The sequence below is a fragment of the Thalassoroseus sp. genome, assembly GCF_984380535.1.
On the sequence record NZ_CFHRBF010000005.1, the window covers coordinates 341950 to 361067 of the forward strand.

At 54.6% G+C, this 19118-nt stretch carries 12 protein-coding genes; 1 reads left to right on the plus strand and 11 read right to left on the minus strand.

Features of this window, described 5'->3' with window-relative positions:
- Positions 1-56: 56 nt before the first annotated feature.
- The 11 genes from AC5DDB_RS09035 to AC5DDB_RS09085 all read right to left on the minus strand — a co-directional run bounded on the left by AC5DDB_RS09035 (position 57) and on the right by AC5DDB_RS09085 (position 18441).
- Positions 57-422 (minus strand): hypothetical protein, encoded by a 366-nt coding sequence (locus tag AC5DDB_RS09035; protein ID WP_491739385.1) that lies wholly within the window; start codon positions 420-422, stop codon positions 57-59.
- A 125-nt stretch (positions 423-547) separates the two neighbouring features.
- Complete coding sequence (pyrG, locus tag AC5DDB_RS09040; protein ID WP_491739386.1) at positions 548-2173, minus strand: CTP synthase; 1626 nt, start codon at positions 2171-2173, stop codon at positions 548-550.
- 355 nt (positions 2174-2528) lie between these two features.
- Positions 2529-3512, minus strand: a complete 984-nt coding sequence (locus AC5DDB_RS09045) for a helix-turn-helix transcriptional regulator (RefSeq protein WP_491739387.1) — start codon at positions 3510-3512, stop codon at positions 2529-2531.
- Positions 3513-3639: 127 nt separating this feature from the next.
- On the minus strand, positions 3640-6045 hold the full coding sequence (locus AC5DDB_RS09050) for a TolC family protein (RefSeq protein WP_491739388.1): 2406 nt from the start codon (positions 6043-6045) through the stop codon (positions 3640-3642).
- Between the two features lie 59 nt (positions 6046-6104).
- Positions 6105-6389: a DUF962 domain-containing protein gene (locus tag AC5DDB_RS09055; RefSeq protein WP_491739389.1), complete on the minus strand. Its 285-nt coding sequence runs from the start codon at positions 6387-6389 to the stop codon at positions 6105-6107.
- A gap of 23 nt (positions 6390-6412) precedes the next feature.
- Positions 6413-9235: a trypsin-like peptidase domain-containing protein gene (locus AC5DDB_RS09060; protein ID WP_491739390.1), complete on the minus strand. Its 2823-nt coding sequence runs from the start codon at positions 9233-9235 to the stop codon at positions 6413-6415.
- 162 nt (positions 9236-9397) lie between these two features.
- Positions 9398-12232, minus strand: a complete 2835-nt coding sequence (locus AC5DDB_RS09065) for a trypsin-like peptidase domain-containing protein (protein ID WP_491739391.1) — start codon at positions 12230-12232, stop codon at positions 9398-9400.
- Between the two features lie 159 nt (positions 12233-12391).
- On the minus strand, positions 12392-15211 hold the full coding sequence (locus AC5DDB_RS09070) for a PAS domain-containing protein (RefSeq protein ID WP_491739392.1): 2820 nt from the start codon (positions 15209-15211) through the stop codon (positions 12392-12394).
- Between the two features lie 172 nt (positions 15212-15383).
- Positions 15384-16391, minus strand: coding sequence for a GspE/PulE/PilB domain-containing protein (locus AC5DDB_RS09075; protein ID WP_491739393.1), 1008 nt, complete (start codon positions 16389-16391; stop codon positions 15384-15386).
- 23 nt (positions 16392-16414) lie between these two features.
- A complete protein-coding gene (locus tag AC5DDB_RS09080; RefSeq protein ID WP_491739394.1) occupies positions 16415-16792 on the minus strand; it encodes a four helix bundle protein in 378 nt (125 codons plus the stop codon).
- Positions 16793-16863: 71 nt separating this feature from the next.
- Positions 16864-18441 (minus strand): Hsp70 family protein, encoded by a 1578-nt coding sequence (locus AC5DDB_RS09085; RefSeq protein WP_491739395.1) that lies wholly within the window; start codon positions 18439-18441, stop codon positions 16864-16866.
- 316 nt (positions 18442-18757) lie between these two features.
- Between AC5DDB_RS09085 and AC5DDB_RS09090 the strand changes: the two genes are divergently transcribed.
- On the plus strand, positions 18758-19096 hold the full coding sequence (locus tag AC5DDB_RS09090; RefSeq protein ID WP_491739396.1) for a ribonuclease E inhibitor RraB: 339 nt from the start codon (positions 18758-18760) through the stop codon (positions 19094-19096).
- The last annotated feature ends 22 nt before the right edge of the window (positions 19097-19118 follow it).

The window sequence follows — 19118 nt, forward strand, 5'->3', positions numbered from 1 at the left end:
GGGCAAAACGCAATGGATTCAGCGCATGAGGAGTGTAGCACGGTGATGGGGGAAGTTCACGCGGGTTGGTTGAATCCACTCGAGCGAGTTGTCCGGGGTTTACGGGCAATTCGTGTGGCCAGTGCGTTTTGCTTCGCGTGATCGGTTTCTCGGCTGTCTGGAACCGCCGGTTCTGACGATGCCAAAGACCCCAGGTCGGTGCTCCACAATCCGAGCACCGCGCCGCTGAGTCCACCCATCAAGGCTGCAACGGGCCAACCGAGTATCAGCAGGTACACGGACGTTTGCAACGTATCGACAGCCACTGTCAATCCGTTCGATGGCGTTGCGGTCGGTCCGAAGATGGCGACACTACCCACCATCATCGCAAGCGAAAAAACACCGATGCCTGTGCCGATCACAGCAGGAGCAAAAATCTTCATGGTCGAACCCTCGGTTTCATTGGCTTTTCAGATCAGTTGCATCTCAGGAATGTAACCGCAGCCAAGACGTTGGGTTAACCAGTGACTCGCAGAAATATCGTCGAGGAACACCAAAAGTTACAGACCTAATGCACGCCCGAGCCGGCACGATCTTTCTGCCGTCGCAATGCCGCTCCGATGAAATCACGGAACAGCGGATGTGCATCGTGGGGTTTGGACCGAAACTCCGGGTGGAACTGCACGGCGATGAACCACGGATGGTCGGGGAGTTCGACAACTTCCACCAGCATGCCACTTTCGTGGGTGCCGCTCGGAGATAAACCGGCTGATACGAATCGGTCTTCGTATTCCGGGTTGAACTCGTAACGGTGCCGATGTCGCTCCGTGATTTCCGTCGCCCCGTAACACTCGGCGACCCGTGAACCCTCTTTGAGTCGACAAGGTTGGGCACCAAGCCGCATCGTACCGCCTTTGTCCGTGACGGTTTTTTGCTCTTCGAGAATGCAGATGACCGGATCAGGCGTGTCCGCGGCGAACTCGGTGCTATGTGCCTGCGTCAGGCCAAGCACGTTGCGAGCGAACTCGATCACCGCGACCTGCATGCCAAGACAAATCCCAAAGTATGGAATGTCATTTTCGCGGGCGTATTGCACGGCTTCGATTTTACCTTCAATCCCCCGCATACCGAATCCGCCGGGAACGAGAATTCCGTCGACGCCACGCAGCAGCTGGTCGGCCCCTTCTTTCTGCAAATCCTCGGCTTCGATCCGTTTGACTAACACTCGTGCGGAGTGACTAAAACCGGCGTGATCGAGGGCCTCATAAATCGATTTGTAGGCATCACGGTGGTCGATGTACTTCCCGACAACCGCGACTCGCACTTCGGAATCGGGATGCCGAACTCGTTGCATCAACGCTTGCCAGTCATCCATTTGTAATGGGTTGGCGTTCAGGCCGAGTTTCTGAATGATGAGCTGATCGAGTTTGTGATCCACCAATCCCAATGGCACTTCGTAGATCGAAAATTCCTTGTCGACTTCCTCGATGACGGCCTTCGGTTCCACGTTGCAGAACGATGCGATCTTGTCGAGATGTTCGCGTTCGATTTCGCGTTCCGTGCGGACGATGAGCACGTCCGGCTGAATCCCGATCTGTCGCAACAACCCAACGCTGTGTTGCGTCGGTTTCGTTTTCGCTTCGCGAGCGGCTTTCAGATAGGGCACGAGCGTAAGGTGAATGAACAGGCAATTCTCTTTGCCGACATCCAGCGGAATTTGCCGAATCGCTTCCAAGAACGGCAGCCCTTCAATATCGCCAACGGTTCCCCCGAGTTCGGTGATGACGACATCGACATCCGCCCGCGCGAGATTGAGGATGCACTCTTTGATTTGGTCGGTCACGTGCGGAATGACTTGCACGGTCCGCCCGAGATATTCGCCGCGTCGTTCCCGTTCGATCACTCGTTGGTAAATCTGACCGGAGGTGTAATTCGATTCCCGCGAAAGCGGGCTGTTCGTGAACCGTTCGTAGTGGCCGAGATCTAAATCGGTTTCGGCACCATCGTCGAGCACGTACACCTCGCCGTGTTGATACGGGCTCATGGTTCCGGGGTCGACATTGAGGTACGGATCGAGCTTTTGCATCCGTACGGACAGGCCGTGTCGTTCCAGCACCAAACCGATCGACGCACTCGTCAGCCCCTTGCCCAAGGAACTCACAACACCACCGGTAACGAAAATATGCTTGGTCATATCAAAGCAGAGGGCAAAGCGATCGCGGGACAAACAGGTAACGCATGTACAACAAAACCCTCCGGTTCACGCCACGGGACGAAACCAGAGGGCTGCCTGTTCGGATTTAACACCGCCAGCCCGGAAAATCAATCCCTCGGAGCAAGTCGGGGGCGGGGGCGTGATGGACGATTTCGTGTATAGAAAATGGAAAGGACGACATGTCCACGACTTTGCATGGACATGATTCGACATGCGAACCTCGCTGGCTCATGCCTACCCCAAGCGGTGGGCATGTCACTCAACCTCTTTCCCCATCAACTGTTCGGTGAGACCGTCGTCCACAAATGCGAAACCGGACGTGATGCACACTTCTTTAATCGTCCTCACTGTAAATCTGTTGCATTTGCTGGATGGCATTGCGGATGTCGCGGCGAAGTTCCAGAGGTTCGAGCACTTCGACTTGGGCACCATACCCAAGAATCCACCAGCGAATCTCGGTGAGTCCGTCGACAACGACCTGAAAATCCAATGTTTCGTCATCGTTCCAAAAGATTTGCTGCGTCTTATGCCAACGGACTTCAGCGACGTTCTTGGCGACCATCGGTTGAAATCGCAGGACAACCCGTGTTCGTTTGCCCCGTTCGGGGATCAAAGCCCAGGCATTGCCGAGGAAGCGTTCGATTTTGAAACTCGCGGGGATTTCGTACTCGTCCGAGAGCATCTCCCACGATTGAATCCGTCCCACATTGAAGATTCGCGTTTCGTCGTGCAAATCCGAATAGCCGACGACGTACCAACTCCGTCGTTTGAACATCAAATGATAAGGGGAAAGGGTCGTTTCGATTGTGCCCTCACCGCTCAAACTCCCGTAGATGATACGGGTTTTCCGTCCGTCAGCGATTGCCATGGTGAGGGCATCGTACGCCGCATGGGCGTGATGCAACGTGTTGTGCGGACCAAGATCAATTGAAATTGCCCGAGTCAATTCGCCGAGTTCGTCGCGTAACTCCGCCGGCAAGTTGCTGAGAAGTTTCAAAGCGGCCGACCGGGCATCGCGTTGAAAAGGAATCCCGCTGGTGGTGTGCCCGAGTTCGTTGCACAGCACCAGTAACGCAAGAGTTTCCGAAATCGTGAAATCGGTCGATGGTAACAACGTGGCATCTTGCAGGATGTAGCCGGTGTCTGCGTCGTCTCGGCCGTATACAACGCCGGCTCTCTGCAAGAGTTGAAGATCGCGAAAGATCGTTCGCTGACTCACACCACTTTCTTTTGCCAGTTCGGTCGACGTGTACGGCCGACCGGATTGCAGGAGTCGCACAATTCTCAGCAGTCTCAGCAGCCGATCGTTTGGTGTCATACAGACTTTTGGCCCTTACTGCGAAGCTCGTCTTTAGATGATTGGTATTCGACTAACAAAAACGTCGACGATCATCACACAATGGATGATCGTCGACGGTGCGTCAACAGATTTGACTTCTGATCATCTATTCGAGAAAGTCACGCCCGGGAAACAGATCCAACGACTCCGGTTCGGTTTCCGACTCCGTCGTGCGTTTTGGTTCCGTGTCCTGTGTGCGAGGCATTGTGAAACCGGTCTGGCGAACATTTCGATACCGACGCGAGAGAAACTTGCTTTCGGTCGTCATTCCGTCGTACTCCGCTTTCGGAGCCGGTGGAATGGGTTGCAAAGGAGCTTCGGTTTTGTCGGTTGTCGGATCAGCAGCCGGTTCGGGTGTGGGCACCAATGGCATCTCGGCCGCCTTGTCCTCTTCGATGACATTCGGAATATCGAGAATGACATCGCTGGGCTGATTTAGCTGAGCGGGATCATAAGGCACTGATTCCACTTCGATCTCGCTCGCGAACACACCCGGACGGGCATCGGTCATGTCATGTTCGAACGCGTAACTGCGTGCCCAGGCTCGTCGCAAGGCTTGATGGTACGCCTCGGGTCGCCAACCGCCTTCGCCGATGTGGATGTTGTTCGCTTCTAACATACTGCCGGTGAAGAAGTGGTAGTCAGCGATGGACTGAGCATACTCGACGAGACTCGAATAGTACGCTTGGTCGGCGGCGGCTCGTTCGCGTTGTGCTCGCAACACCAAGTCCAACGTGACCGATCCCAACGCTTGTTTCGTGCGGAAGACTTCCACCCGTTCGGCGGCGGCAGTTCGGCGGTTGAATTGTTCCTCAGCCGTGCCGTAGTTGGCAGCCAAGTCTTGGAAGGTCGCTGCGACTTCATGACTAATATCCAGTTCCTGCGTGGCTAACGCTTCTCGCGCTTTTGCCAAGCGGAGTTCGAGATTCCGCACCTGAGCATTAGCCGACCGCAATCCGATTTGCCACGTCATTTCCAAGCCGAGCCCCCAACCAGTCTGGTCGCCCTGCGTGATTGTTTCGTATCCACTGGCCAACCCCTGAGAGGTTCGGCCGTCGTTGTCGTCCTCTCCGAACAGATTGTCGCCGAAACCGTTGATATGATAGTTGCTGACGAAGTCCAACCTTGGGCGTGTCAAGCTTTTGGCTGCTTGCAACTGAAGTTCGAGACTCTTGATGTTGAACTTCTGGCTTCGCAGTTCCACGCGGTTTGTCAATGCTTGGGCCAAACTGACGTGCCAGTCTGGAACGAATTTGGCGAGCGGCGGCTCGTCAACCGGGCGAATGATGCGGCCATCGTTCACAGGTTGGCCCATAATCCGTCGTAGTTGGGTTTCGGTGGTATAGATGTTCGATAAGGCTGTTTTGACAGCGGCCCGAGTTTCGAAGTACTGAGCTTTCGCCTGGAGTTCGTCTTCCCGTCCCAAGTCGCGGGCACCACCGGCTTCGATGATTAACGACACTTCCCGCCATGTTCGCAAAGCACTGTTGCGGGCAACGACGGCGATGTCGTACAGACGATATTGCAAGTACAACTGCCAGTACAAACGCTCGACGTCCCGAGCCAAATTGCGGACCGAGGCCTCGAATTGGGCAATCGTGATGTCGGCATTGATTCGCGTAATCACAACCCCTTGGTTCACACCCGTCAAACCGCCGAAACTCTGGGCGATCGGGCCGGCAATTCGTGTGAACTCCGTACCGGCACCGGCCAACAACGGTTGCCGATACTCAAGTTGAGCCAGCCCCGTGTACGCCGACGGAAACAACACGTTCTCTGTGTTGGTTCCCTGATACAACCAAGAGTGAACCAACGCCAATTGCCCACCATAGGCAAATTGCTTCTGCAAACGAGCCTGAAAATTTCCGGTTTCGGCGACAAGTTCACTGGCGGGACCAGCGACAGCAGCGTTGGAACCCCCGCTGATCAATCCGCTTGTCCCCGTAGCCGCATTGGTAATCCCGGTCGAGGGGTTCCCCAATGCCGTGGTTGGTCCCAAACTCGTTCCGCTGAAGAACAGGTTATTGAGGATTTGTTCGTCACGTCCCCAGTTCATCGAGACGTTCAACGTCGGATCGAATGCAGACAAGGCCGATTCGACACCGCGTCCACCGAACAACACCCCAGACTCTTGAATCGCGGGATCGTAGATACTCGGTGCGTTGGTTGGGTTGTTCAACACCCCACCACCGGTACGGAATTCACTCGCAGTGCGAATGACCGCATTGTTTTCGAGTGCCAAATGCAACGCTTCTTCAAGCGTAAGATCCCAAAGTTCGTCTTTGCGACGATCTTCGATCGTTCGTGGCTGATCGGTCGCCATCGCGTCGCCGACCGTGTCCGAAAACACGAGCGGATATTCCACTTGCGTGGCGGCTTCCTTGTAGTAGTTCAAATCCGCATCACCGATGTAATGCAGCTTCGGTGGATTGCTAGCGCAGCCAGCAAGGATAGCCAACACACAAGAAACGACACAGCCCGAGACTCGAAGCGTCATCGGCGAGTTGTTCATAGATAGACCCTCTGACTCCGCGCAAAATTGGCATAAGCGGCAGAATCAGTATCGGCGGGTCAATCCGGAAAGTTTGACTGTTTTGCCGAAGGGCCGAACTCAGTGTAGGGAATTCCCAGCATTTTTTTGATCAAAATGAGTTCGCCCGCGTCATTTCCCTCGATTGCATGCCCTAAAAACTGCAGAACATAGCCGCCGATGAACGCACCCGCAGCGAAAATCCACTGTTCACGAATCAGGAACACCACCGAGACAACAAACGTCAACGGCACACCAATCCAGTGCAACAATTGATTCCAGCGGTTTTGATGGCGCGCGATGTAATTATCAATAATACGTTTCACGTTGGGTTCAATCTTGCGTTTGTCTATCGACGTAACCGTTGTAGGGCGCTTTTCGCAGTTGATTGGCCGAGGATGTCTGGGTCATCTTTGACTCGTTGTTCCAAGAGCATGATAGCATCGTCGCCACCGAGTTCGCCCAATGCCCGATACGCATCGAGCCGGATATCCCGATTCGAGTCTTCGGTCCACTTGGCTAACGCGGGGACAGCGTCTCTGCCGATTTCGATCAACGCTTTTTTCGCGTGGTATCGATCGCCACGACCAAACTGTGACGCGACTTCTTCAATGACCTTTTTTCCGCCGATCCTCGCAGCCGCTGCGAAAGCCATTGATCGGATGGAGATACTGGGGTCATCTAGATACGTCAGCACAGTATCGGTTTCTTGATCATCGGCCCATCTTAGGTAATTTTCGCGAGCGATACGGCTGACCGAACTATTCTTGTCGTTGGTCAACGACTTTAGCATTTTCAAAACATCCGATTGATTCTCGGTATGATCCGTGGGGTCCATTCGCGCAATTGCAGATAACGTGGTTGAAATTTTCAGCAGTTCATTATCCTTCTTTGCGGACTCGATTGTCTTCAGATGTTCGAGCAGCTTCTCCGGCGAATTTTCCTCCGCCCGGCGACGTGCCATATCTGCCTTGAGTTGAGCGGTTATTTCCGCCGTCCGTTTCTTTTGTTCCTCAAGCTTTCGTTGTTGTTCGGCTAATTCCTCGGGAGTCGGCCTTACGAGCGTTATCGTCAATGGCGTTCGGACTGTCTTAAACTCGTCGGTCACCTGAAGTACAAGCCGATGTTCGATCTTGCGGGGCAACATATCGTTGCGATCGAAAGTGATCGTTCCGCGACCGCTTAGCTCAAAAGACATTTTGGTGGCGTTTTTCAATGTTTTGAGTTCGTATTCACGATTGATGACCACCGCTTCTCCAGTGACGGACATCACCCGGCAACTGATGTTTTCCTCCGCCTGTAGGTTGATCGTCTTTTGTCGTACGACCGAAGTGCGTGGAACGAATGCTGAACGAGTGGTGGCGGGAAAAATTGAGCCGAAGCTGAAGTCTTCCACTTCATCGCGTTGGATCATGACGATCCGATGATGATTCCGAGTTGCTTGTGGCTGACTTGGCAATGGGGCAATCGGCAACCGGGCCAAAAGTTTCTTGAGAAACGGAATGGAATCGGATTCACCGACCGGATAATAATTTCCCAGTTCGTCGACTGCCATCCGACCGCTATTACCGGGGTAATTGGAAATGCTCGTCGACCGCGAATAACCTCGTTGAGTGTGTTGTCGATACGTCAGCAGTCCATTGTAATTGAGCACGAGCGGATCGTTCCCTGGTATGGGTCCGACTGTGACCCTCACCAATCCGACGGCGGGAGTCACCATTTTCGCCAGTTTCGGACCGTCTAACTCGACTTCCGATTTTGATCCATCCAAACGAATATTGTAGATTTGCGCCATCGTACGCAGGTCTTGCACAGGCACCGCGAAGCTCGCATTCGCGACTCGCTTGTTATCGAGTTGTGAATTGGCTACGCCGATGACTTCGCCACGATCATTGACCAAGGGACCGCCCGAACTTCCTTGGGGAATGCTGGGACCAACCTGAAAGGTCTTTCGGCTGGGTTCTTCGATAACACCCGCAATTGATCCCTTGGTGACTTTCACGCTTTGACCAAGGACATTGGTCAGGGGAAAGCCGATCATGTGGATGTCTTGAGCCAACTGCACACGACTGGAATCGCCGAGTGGCACGACCGGTAACCCCTTCGCGGCGATACGAAGGATGGCCAAATCTTTCTCATGGTTGAGCGTAAGGACCGTGGCCGGATACGTCCTTCCTGCAAGATCAACCTCAATCGAGGAGTTGTTTTCGACTAGGTGAGCGCAGGTCGCAATATAGCCATCGGAACTGATGACAAATCCGGTCCCGCTGCTGACTTCCGGTTCGTGAATCGGTGGTAAGCCAGTGAGATCGTCGGAGACATGGTACTTATATTGCCCGATGACAACCTCCTTGTGATCTTTGAATTCGGCTTCCGCGCTCAACTGAAAAGCATACTCGGTACCCGGTTTCCATTCGTAATGCAGATCGGCTGGCAACACGTCCGCGACAGCAGTTTGTTCGGTACTTGGTGTCGGCTTCTCGGCAATCGCGGGTAACTCGACATCCACTTGGGGATCCGGCGGAACCGATGATGCGTGCTCAGACGGCCGTTGTTTCTCGGCGACTGCCGGCATCCGCTCGGGGGATAAGTTGACAGCCGGCGAGGGTTCTGCGAACACGGGATCAGACGGAGATAGCGGATCGATCGACTCTGTTCTTTGAGGCACCGGGCTGAAGCCGTTGTCTTTCGGGCGAGTCTCTGGAAGTCGTTGCGAATCCAGTGGTGGCTGACTCGGTTGCAAATTCAGCGATGGCTGACTCGGTTGTGAATCCGGTTCGGGAGGAGGTGTCTGCTCCTTCTGATCGTTCTCGGCAACCCGATCCTGGGACGGAACTGTTCCGTCATTGCGTTGCATCACAACAAACAACGCAATCGCCAGGGAAATGATCGCAACGACAGCGCCACCAAACCCGATCCAAACTCCCGTCGATGAGGGCGATGCGGATTCCCGCGAGTGTGATCCTGCCAAAGTCTGTTGTTGCGATGGCAGTGTTGGTTCCGGCTTGGGTTTAGCAGATTCTTCCGCAACAGGAGACGAACCACTTCGATGTTCCGGCAGATCGAATTCCGTTCGACAACACGGGCAATGAATCCAATCTCCAGCGGGTAGACCTTGACGAAACCGGATTTTCACGCCACATGCTGGACAGTGGATCTCAACCTCCGGCATGGGAACGTTCCTTAGCAGAATTGATGACTCGAGTCAGTCTTCGGTGGAACGGATCAGTTTTACCCGACACCTGACGAAACGCAACACTTGGACAGTAAGTTGCGGATTTTGCCTTCGATGTGATCGTGACAACGAACTGCAAAATTCATCGAACCTGCAGGGTCATTTCGTTCCGTTGAGCTTCTTTAAAGCGATGTTGGCGTTCAATCGGCCGTAACTGTCGGGGTCGTTCTCCGCTCGCTCGGTGAGCAGTTTCTTGGCAGCGTCTCCGCCGATGTCGCCGAGAATCCGATACGCTTCGGTCCGGACGAATTTGTCGGCATGTTCGGTCATCTTCGTAACGGCGGGCAGGGCGGATTCCCCCATCGCGATCAACGCCTTCTTGGCAGCCCCGCGATCGGAATTCTCCGCCAACCGGGCAGCAATCGTTTCGGCGGTTTTTGCGTCACCAATTCGACCGGCTGCGGCGATCGCTTTTTGTCGCGTGAGAATATTCGAATCATTCATCATTTCCAGGACGGTCTTTAAGTCTCCGTCGTCGGCCCAAACTAGGAACGTGTCGCGGGCAGTGCGTTGAATGGAACCGTTCTTGTCATCCATCAACGGCTTCAGGATTTCTGCCACATCGGACCGCATCTCTGCGTGATCCTCAGGGTTCATTCGCCCCAATGCACTTAGCGCAACAAACCGTTTGGAGAACTCACCCTGCGGCGTCAATTCTTCGATGGTTTTCAGGTGCTCGGCCAGTTTTTCCGGGGAGTTTTCTTCGACCTTTCGACGGGCGGCGTCTTCTTTGGCTTTTGCAGCGAGTTCCTCGGCTCGTTTCTTTTGGTCGGCAAGCTCCTGCCTGGTCAACCGGGTGAAGGTGACGGTCAACGGTGCTCGGACCGATTTGTTTTCGTCGTTTACTTCCAGCACGAGGTTGTGCTCGATTTTCCGGGGCAGCATGTCCGCTCGGTCAATCGAAATAGTCCCGCTACCTTTGAGGTGGAAGAACGGTTTCTCGGCATTCTTCGTGGTTTTAATTTCGTAAATGCGGTTGATGACGTACGCCTGATCCGTCACCGAGGCAATCCGAAAACTGCGGTTCTCCTCTGCCGGGTAAATCGTGACTTTCTCTCGACCGGCAAACGGATCAGGACCGAACCGGGGACGAATTCGCGGCGTGAATCGTGGGCCGATGCCGTTGTCTTGGCGTTGAACGCGTTGAATTGTGATGATTTGATCGGCGTTCCAACTGGTATCTTGATGACGTGGCAACGGTTCTATCGCCAAATGTGCAAGCGGTTCGATCAAGAACGGAATTGATTCCGAATCCCCGCCATCAATGATGTGACCCAACTCATCGACAATGATTTGACCGCGGTCGCTTGTGTGGTCCGGGAAATTCGGACCGCGGAAGAACCCGCGTTTTGGTCGCTTCATTCGCGAGAAATGGCCATTGTATTTCAGGACGAACTGTTGCTTTCCTTGTCCTGGTCCGACGGTGACTCGCACCAGCCCAATGGCGGGGGTAACACGTTTTGCCAAGTTCGGGCCGTCTAGATCGATTTTCGATTTCGCACCCCCCAAGCCGACGTTGTGCTTTCGAGCCAAAGATTGCAAATCCTGCGAAGGGACCGCGAAACCGACGTTGGAAACTTTGTTTCCGGTCAGTTTCGCACTGGCGACTCCGACGACTTCCCCACGATTGTTGACTAACGGCCCACCGGAATTGCCAAAGTTGATGCTGGCGTCGACTTGGAAGGTTTTTCCCTTTCGACCTTCGACAAACCCAGCGATGGTCCCCTTCGTAACTTTCACGCTTTGACCAAGTACGTCGGTCAGGGGGTACCCAATCACGCGGACGTCTTGGGCCAGTTGCACACCTTGCGAATCGCCGAGCGGTAAAACGGGCAAATCGTTGGCGGTGATGCGAATGATGGCTAGGTCTTTGTCGTGATCGATCGCCACCGGCGTGGCTGCGTAGGTCTTGCCGCCCAAATCGACTTCGATCGTACTGGCATCTTCGATGACGTGAGCACAGGTCGCCAGATAACCATCAGGACTGATAACGAAGCCGGTCCCGCTGCCTTCCTCGGGTTCGCCGTTCGCCAAGGCACCGGCCGGTTTGTCGGAGACGGTGTAGGTACATTGTCCGCTGACTTCCTCAATGTAGTCGGAAAAGTCGGCTTCCATTTTCAATTGAAATGCATACTCGTTGCCGGGTTTCCAGTCGTAACGCAGATCCCGCGGAGCGGCGATCACGGCGACATTCTGACCGCCCGGAGGAGCCGGAATAACGTCAGGTGGCATTGGCGGTTGATTTTGAACCGGCGGTTGATTTTGAACCGGTGGTGGGATTTCCGCCGGCGGATTGTTCGCGATTGGTGGAAGATTCTCTAGCGGTGCTTCGTTGACGACAGGACCTTCTGCCGCAGGATCCGCCGGAGCGAACGCGATCTCTTGATTGATCGGCGGTTGTGGCTCGGGCACGAGACGCGGTTGCGGATTGAGCCCCGGCCAATTCGGGTTCGGATTTGCCGGCACAACTGGTGCGTTTTGCTGTTGATTGTTACGAGCCATCGCGGGCGGAACTGCGGGGTCGTCTTTGTTCAACAGCATCACCAAGACGACAGCCAACGCGACCAACGCGATACCACCGGCGGCAATACCAATCCAGAGACCATTGGAAGAAGACGGTGCCGGTTTGCGAGAGCGAGAACCGCTCCGCGAACGTGTGCCACTTCGCGACTGCGATGACGGTCGCCGTGTGTGACGCTGGCGTGGTTGTGCGTCGTCGAAGACGTCATCGAACGGGTCGTGTTCGTCCTCATCGAGGAGTTCTAAATCGTCGGCTCCATACTCGGCTGCTGCATGGGAGGAGCCATAACGAAGCTCGGCAAGATCGATTTCTTCCTGGCAACGCGGGCAGCGAATCCAATCGCGGTCGGGCAACCCATTCCGAAAACGAATGGCAACATCACAGGCGGGGCAATGGAGTTGGTCTTGCGGCATGGGAGAGCGATCCTGTGAAGTACCCGCGATCGTATCGGCCGGGCGAAATGGGCCAATGGAACATTTGATTCTACCCGGCATTTCTCGGACCGCAACACCCGATCAGTTGATTCGCGTACGGACCGATCGGGCCGCTATCGCTTGTCAGACGAACGGGCGTTAGTGGGCAACAGGAAGTTCAGATCGATGCCACTTCGCGACCAATTCCATCAGGGCAGGGCGTCGGATGGGCTTGGTGGCATAATCGCTGAAACCGATCGCGTGACACCGTTCCGCGACTTCCGGCATCGCGTGTGCGGTCAATGCAATCACCGGTTTCTTGTAGCCCATGGCTCGCAACTCACGGGTCGCGCTGTAGCCGTCGAGCACCGGCATTTCGAGGTCCATCAGCACCAAATCAAATTGATCCCAGCCAGATTGAATGGCCTCGATCGCTTCGCTGCCGTTGTTCGCGATCGTCACCGCCATACCGGCCTTTTCCAGAAGGAATTTGAAGAGCCGTTGGTTGTCCGGCCCGTCTTCCGCCAGCAGAACACGCGGAAGATGGGGAGAGTCTGCGGTGGGATCTTCCGACTCCGATCTCGCGTCTTCAATGTGCAACATGGTGGTTTCAAACGTGTCCGGTTCGACATACGGAATGACGAAGCGGAACGTACTGCCTTTGCCCAGTTGGCTTTCCAAGGAAATCTCACCACCGAGCATGTTCACCAAGCGTTTGCAAATCGCGAGACCAAGCCCGGTGCCCCCGTGTTGACGCGTCGACGAATCATCGACCTGCGTGAACGGCTGGAACAGCCATTCGAGGTGTTCCTCCGCGATTCCGATCCCCGTATCGACGACCGCGAATTCCAGCAACCGTTGTTCGTTCGATGTCTGCGGCAGCGTCCGTAGTCGCACTTCGATCGAACCTTCACTTGTAAACTTCAACGCATTGCCGACGAGGTTGATGAGCACCTGCCGTAACCGGGTGAGGTCGGATTCAATCCATTCCGGAATCAGCCCCTCGGTCGCCACACGCAGTTGAACTTTCGAACTCTCTATCCGCCAGAACAACGATTTCACGACATCGTTGACCAACATCTGCGGCGAGAACTTCTGCGAATGGATCGTCATCCGACCGGCCTCGATCTTTGAGAGATCAAGAATATCATTGATCAAATTCAGCAGATGATCCCCGTTTCGCCGAATGGTGTTCGCGGCTTCGATTTGCCGAGGTTCGGTCAGAGATTGTGCCAACACGTCGGCAAAGCCGAGGATGGCACTCATTGGCGTGCGGATTTCATGACTCATGTTCGCCAAGAATTGACTCTTAGCGTAGTTCGCGTCTTCGGCGGCTTCCCGGGCTGCGACCAATTCTGACTGTGTTTCGAGTAACTCCGTTACGTCGACCGCCACCACGAGGATCCGCTCGACGTTCCCCGCATCGTCGAACAGCGGAATTTTGTCGGTGCGAATCCAAGAGGTGCTGCCGTCACCATTCTGGACCGACTCAATGATTCCGAATTGTGCTTTCCCCGTTTGCACGACTTTCAAATCGTCTTCGTAGTAGTGGTCGGCATCGGCAGGATAGACGTCAGCGGTATGACGACCTTCGATGTCTTCGACGGGCAGACCGACGGCGTCGGCCGCGTACTGATTGATTCGTAGAATCCGATTCTTGGTGTCTTTGAAGACGATGAATGCCCGCAAACTATCGAGAATGCGTTGCGTTTCTTTTTCTTGCCGACTGAGTTCATCGCGTTGCCGCAGCATCTCGGTTTGGTCGATGACTACGACATGCATGCCTAATATCTGGCCGGTATTGGAATGATGCGGGACGAGGGTCATTTCGCTGCCCAGTCGTCGGCCCTCGAAGTCGCTGTGACGAATTTCACAACGGACGGGCTGCCCTTGAAGAGCCGCTTCGAAGTGTGGTACCGCCTGGCGATATGTTTCGTCGCCGATAATGTTGCGGACGTGCTGACCAATCAGCTCCGCACGTGGTTTTTCGAAAAACTCCTCGTACTTGGCGTTCACGAATTGGAATCGATGCTCGGTGTCGACGTAGCTGATAAACGCCGGGACGGCATCGGTGATCATTCGCAAGTGAGCTTCACTCGCTCGCAACACGGCCTCGTGTTGTCGCCATTCCGAAACATCCCGAAACACCCCGATCCAATGGTTGTTCTCGGCATAAGTCCATGTGACCCAGGAATCGAAACGCGACCCATCCCGACGTCGTGAAGAAAGCTCACTTTGACGGCTGAGATAAAATGATGGTTCACGAATATCGAGATGCAGACCTAGCTCGGCCAAGTTGAGATCACACACGGTCGACCAGGGCTGATTGACCAAATCCCCACGATGTTCATATCCGTGCATTTCGGCGAAAGCTTGATTGACTTCCACCAACTGACCATCTTGGCTGACGGTCACGATTCCGTCGGTCGACGCATTGAGCGCCGCCATCCGTAGGACGAGTTGTTCGTTGTTCAATCGGAGGCGTGTGACCGTCGTCCGCAACCTCACGAGTTGCTCGATCTGCTTGCCTAAGGTAACCAATGTTTTCTGTTGCAGCGGACTGAACGGACGCGGCGAAGCACTGGCGACACCAATGGTACCGATCCGCTGGCCATCCGGGCAGCAAACTGGGACACCCAAATACGCTCGGACACCATCAGGGGCCGTACACATCGGGTTGTCGACGAAGCGTTCGTCAGCGAGTGTATCTGGAACCACAAGAGGCTGACCCGCCAGAATCGTTTGGCCACATAGGGCAATCGAACGAGGAAATTCTTGCTCGTCGAAACCCAGACGACTCTTGTACCAACACCGCTCGTCGTCGACGAAACACACAAAAGCCATCGGCGTTTCGCAAATATCGGCGGCCAACTCGACAAGACGATCGAACTCTGCCTCGGCGGGGGTGTCCAGAATCATGGCGTGTCGGAGCGATTCGACCCGTTTCGCCTCGTTGATGTGGTGACGAGCGTCAGACATCGTTCGGCCCTGTGCACGTTTGTTAATGTTCCGATATGTCAACGTGACATTATCCGAATTAACCATACGTTTTGTCAGGGACCGACCCGGAGGTAACGCGAAGCGTTCGCATGATCTCTCGCGAGAACAATCCGAATGATCCGGTCATACCGGATCTCACTTTAATCCGACGCTACTTCCAGTAGACCTTCAACACGTACCAAACGACAATCGGCGGCACGATCAATGCCGTGAGAAACGGCACAACCGGGATAAACTTCAACGATTCCGGTAACACGAACGTGTCGAACATCGCGGAACCGATGAATGCCCAGCACATCATGATAATGCCGAGGCTCTTGCGTTCGCGTTGTTCATCTGGAGTGAGCTGCGACCAGGATTTGTTCGCCGTGTCCTTCTTCTGCTTGACGACTTTGCCGCCGCTCGGATTACCCGCCGGAGCCGCTGCGGCAACGGCTTCGTCTCGCATGCCCGGTTGATAGTATTTTGCGATGCCTTGATTGACGGCCAACGGAGTCGCCATGACGGCCCGCATCGGCATGCCGTACCGAAGTTGGATTTCCTCCTCCAAATCGGGTGTGGGTTCGTAGGCACACGCGACCATCACGACGTCGTCGTCCACGAACAACGGCAAAACCGCATTGCGTTTGACGAAATTTCGAGGCACACGGTCGAGCACATCGTCATCGGGTGTGGTTTCGGCGAGATCGATGAACGGTCGGCCGAGTTCCTGGGCGTAAGCCCGAGTCGCGGTTTCGGCGTCGGTCGCTTTCATCTGTACGACGGCGTCACGGTGAGACAACCCACGACCTTGAGCGAACTCTTCCGCTTCACGGGCTTGGTCACGCGAGAGAACTTTGCGTTCGACCAGCACGCGTAACATCGGCTTGCGACCGCCGGTGTCGCTTTCCTCGAACTCCCGGCCGAGACTTTCGTCGTAGTCGCGTTTGCGTTCGGCATCGGTCAGGCAGAGCATCGCCTTGGCGAGTTCATTCAGCAAGTCTTGCGACTTCTGCATGTACTGCCCGGTGGCATACTTCCGCACCACCGCATTGAGCTTCTTGTAATGCTTCTGGACTTTCTCCGGATCATCCTCAAACTGCTTCAGCCGCAGCAGCGTGTAGTAATCCGGCGGCCGTTCCCCCTCGGGAATCCCGAGCCAATCCTTGTAAACGTCCATAGGTGCTTGTCAGTTGTTAGTAGTCAGTTGTCCGTTGGATTCACTCGACCGATCGAATTGAGATAGGCATTGAGGCGCGGACTCAACTCGTCCAAGAGTTTTTTCAGTTCGTCAGTTTCTGCCGTATTCAATAATCTTCGTCGAAACGCACGGCGGAGCCAGTGCTTGGTTTCGTAGAGTGAGCCTCTCGCGATTTTGACGAAGCGTTGATTATCCTTGAAAGAACCGCGACCGCAACCCTCGGCTATATTCGCCCCAATACTGTCGGAAGTACGTCCAAGTTGTTTGCCAAGCGTGTTCTGCGGAAACTGGTCCCACACGGAGACAATCCGCCAAACCAGGTCCGCAAGTTTCTCCGCTAACTGATAGACCTCAAGTTCTTCAAATTGCGTCCGAGCCACATAAGACCCCGACTTTTCTAAACAGACCCACAAAGGCCAACAACAACTGACCACGAACAACCGACAACTGACTACTCCACGTGATAATCCTTCGCCAGTTGTTCGAAGTTGCCGACGTTGGCTTCGGACAGGCCGGAATCGCGGACGATTTCGGTTTGCGAGGCTTTGTTGCTGGTGAGTTCCTTCGCGGTGGCTTGGATACGGCCGTTTGAATCGTAACTGTAGGTGACTTCCACCGGTGACCCCTTCGGCAAGTTTGGCGGCAAATCGAGGATGCGGAAGTCCCCGATCAACGAACAACCGGCTGGGTCACGGGCTTCGCCTTCGAGAATCTCGACGTGAATCCGCTTTTGATTGTCGGAGTTGGTGACGAACCGCTGGCTGACGCTGAATGGAATGGTCGTATTGCGAGGGATCATGATGTGATTGATCTTCCGCGACCGTTCTTCCGGATCGGAAACCTTCACACCGAGCGAGTGACTGTTGACATCGGCAGTTTGCACGGCTTGCAGTCGCTTGAGAACCGCTTGCCCTAGCGAGCTGTTTTCGCCGCGTTCGCGGGCTTCCAGAATTGCGGCGTGGATGGCAGCTCCCTGGGCCACGCCTTTTTCCGGTTCCAATGCACGGGATGGTTCGCAACCGGTAAGTTGCCTCAACATCGATTCGACGACCGGCATGTACGTCGAGCCACCGACCATCACGACTTCATCCAAGTCCGGACCTTTAACGCCCGACTGCTCGAGCACCAACTCGGTCGTGTCTTTGGTTCGTTGCAGCAAGTCGGCGGTCATCCGTTCGAAGTCGCCACGAGTCAGACTCACGGTCAGTGTCTTGCCTTTGCAGTACACACTGATCGGCACTTGCGCTTTCTTCGTGAGTTGCAGCTTGGCGTCTTCACATTCCTGTTGGAAGGATTTCAACGCTTCGAGATCGTCACGCGGGTCTTCGCCGAACTTCCGTTTGAACTGTTCAGCGACGTGGTCGACCAGACGTTGCGTCCAGTCCAAACCACCGAGCATCACGTCCCCGTCCGTCGCCAGGACTTGAAACTTGGAGGCCGAGTAACGAACCACCGTCACGTCGAAGGTACCACCACCGAGGTCGTAAACCAAAATCGTTCGTTCACCGGAAAGAACATCCGGGCGGCCAAGTTCACCCTTGTTCCAAGCATAAGCCAAAGTCGCGGCGGTGGGTTCGTTGATGATGTCTAACACGTTCAACCCGGCGATTCGACCGGCGTCTTGCGTAGCTTTTCGACGGACATCATTAAAGTAGTACGGTACCGTAATGACCGCATTTGCGATCGGGCCGATTTTCGCTTCGGCGTCTTTCTTGAGCTTCTTCAAAATCAAAGCCGAAATAAATTCCGGCGTGAGTTTCTTGTTTTGATAGACAACGAAGTAATCGCTGTTACCCATTTGCCGTTTGACGGCTTCGACGATGTGATTGGGGTCTTCGATGGAAATCCGTTCCGCAGACGGTCCCACCATCACTTGCCCACCATCGGCAAGCAGCACAACCGACGGCGTAATCGTGCGTTCATCCGCGTTTTCGATGAGGACCGGTACGCCCTCTTCATTCAATTGGGAAATGGCCGAGTAGGTCGTTCCTAAATCGATACCAACTGTTTGCCCGTCGAGAAAATTCATGAGTTGCCCTTATTGACCACAACCAGGAACGACTTGGATCTGTGAATTCACCGTTATTGCGAACCGACAACCAAAATGCAAATCGGTTTTGAATAGGATTGGTGATCGAGAAATGGATGAGAGTTGGACCGCGAGCTACGGACCAACTCCCTAACGTCCTATTTTGCCAGCCCATCCCAGTCGTTGCAAGCAGATCACGCCGGGTTTAGCAAACTTGATCGTCTAACACCCGGACACCCGGCAGAACCGGAGAGATCGGTCGTTGTTGATGATGTGATAAGGTCTGATGTGATCATGTGAGTGGAGGGAGTGGTGGATGAATACGCACTATCCGAGCAATGCCGACGGCAATGTGTTGCGAAAACTCGCCGAATCGGGCAACGACATGACAAAACCGATGGAGATCGATTTTGCTATTGCCGTGCCCGATGAATTCGCTGCCAATGCCATCCGCGAAGTTGCGGATGCGAATGGTTACAACTCAAGGGTCTTTTACGACGATGAATCAGGAACCTGGAGCGTGTATTGCACGAAATCGATTGTGCCCACCTATCAGAACGTCAGGTGGGCTCAGGTCGAACTCGACGAACTGAGCCGCCCATTCGATGGATACTCAGATGGTTGGGGGACATTCGGAAATGTCCCTCAGCAATAATGATGTGATGAAGTCAGGAGAA